This is a genomic window from Cephaloticoccus primus (assembly GCF_001580015.1).
Lineage (GTDB): Bacteria > Verrucomicrobiota > Verrucomicrobiia > Opitutales > Opitutaceae > Cephaloticoccus > Cephaloticoccus primus.
The window spans coordinates 1-3,889 of sequence record NZ_LSZQ01000070.1; the positions used below are offsets into that span (position 1 = coordinate 1).

The window sequence follows — 3,889 nt, forward strand, 5'->3', positions numbered from 1 at the left end:
AAAGAGTACGCATATCAATATGCTTACAGTTATGCCAAGCTCTGGAATTCTATTATATTTAATGGAAACCCAATGAAACTAAGCGCATATCATGACTCTTTTAAATATATAAATACCCACTATTTCATTGGAGAGGAATATGAAGACATAATAGTTGGGGGAGATGTGAAAAATAAACTGAAAAAGTTATTCGATACCCCAGAGATGCGAGCAAGGGTCATTAAAGATCAAATGGCACGAGCCGAAAGACAAGCTAAGGAATAACCCTGCCAAACAGGCCACATTAGAAACCGATGCGCTTCCCCCCTCCCAATAGAAATCTGACCTACTTCTGCTTTCTGGCAGTAGTAGGCTTTGGACTGTTTGTAAATCAAGGATTTGCGGCGGGAGAGCCGGAATTAGCCACCGGATTTCTTGACGATCTAACCAAGCAGTTTCAAGAAAGAGCAAGTATTTGGGAGGGACACTTCAGGACTGCCGCAATTAATGTATTTCGGACTCTTCTGCTACTTGACTTTATCTATATTTCCTTCGACATCCTCTTCCTTAAAGGGGAAGACCTCCGCTCTTGGGCCGGAGAGATACTCCGCCAGTTTCTTATAGGTTTCTTTGGAGCGGCCAGGAATAATCCTGTTGCACGTTCCGCTATGGATCTGTCCCCTTTTTCCAGCCATGAAGCTTTCACAGATTGCGGTAAATTTTTATACGCTGCGAAATAAGCTGAAGTCCTCCGAGGATTTTCCTGTAGTATTCAGGCGGCTGGAGGAGATCGGCATAAGGGCTATCCAGTGTGGGCTGCCTGAAGAAGGCCGTGAGGCTGCGTTTATGCGCCTCTGTGCGGATCATGGCCTGTCCTTTGCTGTGGCCTGGTTGCCGTCTTCTGCAATTTTTGACGAGCCGCAGCGTTGTATTGATCGGCTCGGGAAGCTGGGTGTTACCCAGGCGGATTACACCTGGCCCGAGCAGGTCGATTTAAACGACGATGTTTCAATAGATCGCTGGCTTGTGAGGCTTGAGGAGGCGAACCAGGCCTTTCGCCGTGGAGGAATCACGCTGGGTTACCACAATCACCAGATCGAGTTTATAAGGAGCCGCGGGAAGCCTGTCATGCAGCGGATTTTTGACGAGACGACGATTGCTTTTGAAATCGATACTTTCTGGATACAGGTGGGCGGGGAGAGCCCGACTGCGTGGGTGAGCCGCTGTGCCGAGGCGGGGCGGCTGCCGTTTATCCACCTCAAGGATTATCGTATCGGCTACGATCCGAAGGAGGGTTTCGTGCGGCAGTTCTCAGAGCTCGGCCGCGGTGGGCTCGATTTTAAGGGGATTATTGCGGCTGCCGAGAAGGGCGGCTGCTGCACGTACACGATTGAGCAGGATAACTGTTATGGCCGCGATGAGTTTGAGGCTGTGGCCGAGAGCTTTCGCTATTTATGTGACCATTTTGTGCGTTAATCTTTTTTAGTGTTGTGTTGCGGCCTGTTGGCCGCATGCCTTGGCGACTTCGATATAATCGCTAACCTTTCCCTGTCAGGAATCTGCAACCCAAAACCTGAAATTAGAACCCAAAATGACACAATCATCATCAAAGGCCCTTATCGTCTGGGGCGGCTGGAGCGGCCATCAGCCGAAGGAATGCGCCGATGTAGTCGCGCAACTATTGAAGGACGAAGACTTCGCCGTTCAGGTGGAGGAAGGGGCGCAAGCCTTCGATACACAGGATTTAACCCGCTATAATCTCATCGTCCCCGTCATAACAATGGGGAAGTTTGAGGGCGATGGAGCATCCAAGCTGCTTAACGCCGTGCAAAACGGGGTGGGGATCGCGGGCTTTCACGGTGGCTTGGGCGATAGTTTCCGCGATCATACGCGCTATCAGTACATGATTGGCGGGCAGTTTGTTGAGCACCCTGGAGGGAAAATCGAGTATACGGTCAATATTACCCGCCCCGAGGATCCGATAGTGGCGGGCATCTCTGATTTTCAATATAAGTCAGAGCAGTATTATATGCATGTAGACCCCTCGAATGAGGTGTTGGCGACGACGACTTTTACCGGTGAGCACGATTTCTGGGTGGATGGTACGGTGATGCCCGTTGTCTGGAAGCGCCATTATGGAAAGGGTCGCGTGTTTTACTCTTCGCTAGGGCACGACGCTGCGGAGTTCGATATGCCGCAAATGCGCGAAATCTTCCGCCGCGGCATGCTCTGGGCTGCGGGGCGCTAGGCGCTACTTGCTGGTGCTGGTCGTGTGCTGCCTGACTCGATGGGGGCGCGCACGGCCCGCGCAGGGCCGCAGGGGGGCGCGTCGCCGCTCAACGGCTCCGCCGGTATTCGCTGGGGCTGAGGCCGGTCTCACGCCGGAACAGGCGGGCGAAGTGGCTTGGGTTACTGTAGCCGACGGCGAGGGCCACAGCGAGGATGCTTTTTTGTTCATCGCCTGGCTTGGCCGCAGGGGCACGCTCGCGGAGGAGTCGGCGCGCTTCGTTTAAGCGTAGTTGCGCGTGGTAGCGGCGGGGCGACATGCCGATGGCCGCTTTGAAGAGCCGGTGAAAGTGAAACTTGCTGAGCCCAGACATCGCTGCGAGCTGCTCCAGGTCGATGTCTTCGGCGAGGTGCCGGGCCATCCAGTCGGTGATTTGCTGGAGCCGGTAGCCGGGGAGGGCGGCGCTGGAGAGCGGGTGCTCGCCCCCGGGCTGCGCGTAGTGGCGGGCCAGGTGGATGGCGACCGCTTGGGCAATGCCGTCTACAAAAAGCGGGCTGGGTTTTTTCGCCAGAAGCTCGCCGTGGAGCGAGTCCATCATTGAGAGCAAAAAGGGATCCGTGAACGCGGAGAGGTCGCGGAGTCGGGCCTGAGGGGCCTCCGCCGGGCCGAAGACTTCGGCAAGTGCCCGCTCCATCAGCGGTAGGGAGATGAAGGCGCAAATGCTCTGCCAGGGGGCGCTGCTGGCAGATTCGTAGCGGCATTCATAGGGGCCGCCTCCGGTGGTAAGGAAAAAGGAGCCGCGGCGCAGGCGGTGATGGAGCCACGGGCCACCGCCTTCGCGCTCGTAGAAATCGGCCTCGCCCGAGAGTGTGCAGGCGAGAAAGGGCTCGCTGGTGGCGGGCGTAGGAAGGGCCCGGGGCTGATCGTGCAGATGATCGACGAGATAGGCTTTGATCGACCGCCATGCTTCGCCCGTGCTGCCCACCCGCAGAAGCTTGCCGCGCGTGTAACGGGTAAACGCCTCGGCCGAGGTCGTCCCTGAAGGCGGAAAAGGCGCCGCGGGCTTCGGGGATTCGCGGTTTGGCTGTCGGCGATTGTTCGGCACAGCAAGCTTGATGGACGGGGGGGCGGGGGGCGGTTTTTGGGCTTTGCCGGTTTGTGGTAACACGGTCACCACCCGACCGGTGTGGCGGGTGTGTGGCGGAGAGGGGGGGATTCGAACCCCCGGTAGGTTTAAGCCTACACCCGCTTTCCAAGCGAGCGCATTAGACCACTCTGCCACCTCTCCAATTTTTTGCGGACGGGCGTTTTTTTCAGGAGCGCCCGCAGCATGTGTAGCAAGGGGCGCAGAGCAGAGCGGCGGGCACGTGGGACGGTCAAGCTTGTTTGCGCGGCTTGGACTCTCGGGCGTCCCTTGAGCGCCTGCGGATGATCTCCCCACCTGTGCCTCCTCTTCGCGGCAGGGGCGCGGAGGAGTTCCGCTTTTATGTGGCTTACTGTAAAAAAACGCCCTCCGCCGGCCCGGCCAAGAGCAGGCGGGCAAAGCGGAGGGCAGGCTTGGGCGAGGTCGTCCGGCGCAGCGAGTCGCCAGCACGAGCGGCCCTGAGGTTTTAGCGCTGCACGGGGTTACTCGTCGTCGATGATGAGCACAGCGTCGCCGACGCGGCGGTCGTCATCATACGG

At 57.3% G+C, this 3,889-nt stretch carries 5 protein-coding genes and 1 tRNA gene; 4 read left to right on the forward strand and 2 right to left on the reverse strand.

The window, feature by feature from the left end:
• The 4 genes from AXK11_RS09935 to AXK11_RS09095 all read left to right on the forward strand — a co-directional run.
• A partial coding sequence (locus AXK11_RS09935; RefSeq protein WP_231865826.1) for a hypothetical protein occupies positions 1-264 on the forward strand: 264 nt, incomplete at its 5' end.
• A 29-nt stretch (positions 265-293) separates the two neighbouring features.
• Positions 294-719 (forward strand): hypothetical protein, encoded by a 426-nt coding sequence (locus tag AXK11_RS09940; RefSeq protein WP_156469303.1) that lies wholly within the window; start codon positions 294-296, stop codon positions 717-719.
• Positions 673-1,455, forward strand: coding sequence for a sugar phosphate isomerase/epimerase family protein (locus AXK11_RS09090; protein WP_068631460.1), 783 nt, complete (start codon positions 673-675; stop codon positions 1,453-1,455). The genes AXK11_RS09940 and AXK11_RS09090 overlap by 47 nt, the downstream gene beginning before the upstream one ends.
• Before the next feature lie 115 nt (positions 1,456-1,570).
• On the forward strand, positions 1,571-2,227 hold the full coding sequence (locus AXK11_RS09095; RefSeq protein WP_068631462.1) for a ThuA domain-containing protein: 657 nt from the start codon (positions 1,571-1,573) through the stop codon (positions 2,225-2,227).
• 88 nt (positions 2,228-2,315) lie between these two features.
• Here the strand turns inward: AXK11_RS09095 and AXK11_RS09100 are convergent, their stop codons facing one another.
• Together AXK11_RS09100 and AXK11_RS09105 are read right to left on the reverse strand one after the other, a co-directional pair.
• The gene (locus AXK11_RS09100) at positions 2,316-3,311 is read right to left on the reverse strand and encodes a helix-turn-helix domain-containing protein (protein WP_082781082.1); all 996 of its coding nucleotides are present in this window, start codon (positions 3,309-3,311) and stop codon (positions 2,316-2,318) included.
• Positions 3,312-3,404: 93 nt separating this feature from the next.
• A tRNA-Ser gene (locus AXK11_RS09105) sits at positions 3,405-3,494 on the reverse strand.
• Positions 3,495-3,889 lie beyond the last annotated feature (395 nt).

Excerpts from the sequence above, each read along its gene's own strand:
- AXK11_RS09940 (WP_156469303.1), top strand. The coding sequence starts at position 294 with ATGCGCTTCCCCCCTCCCAATAGAAATCTGACCTACTTCTGCTTTCTG.
- AXK11_RS09090 (WP_068631460.1), top strand. The coding sequence starts at position 673 with ATGAAGCTTTCACAGATTGCGGTAAATTTTTATACGCTGCGAAATAAG.
- AXK11_RS09095 (WP_068631462.1), top strand. The coding sequence starts at position 1,571 with ATGACACAATCATCATCAAAGGCCCTTATCGTCTGGGGCGGCTGGAGC.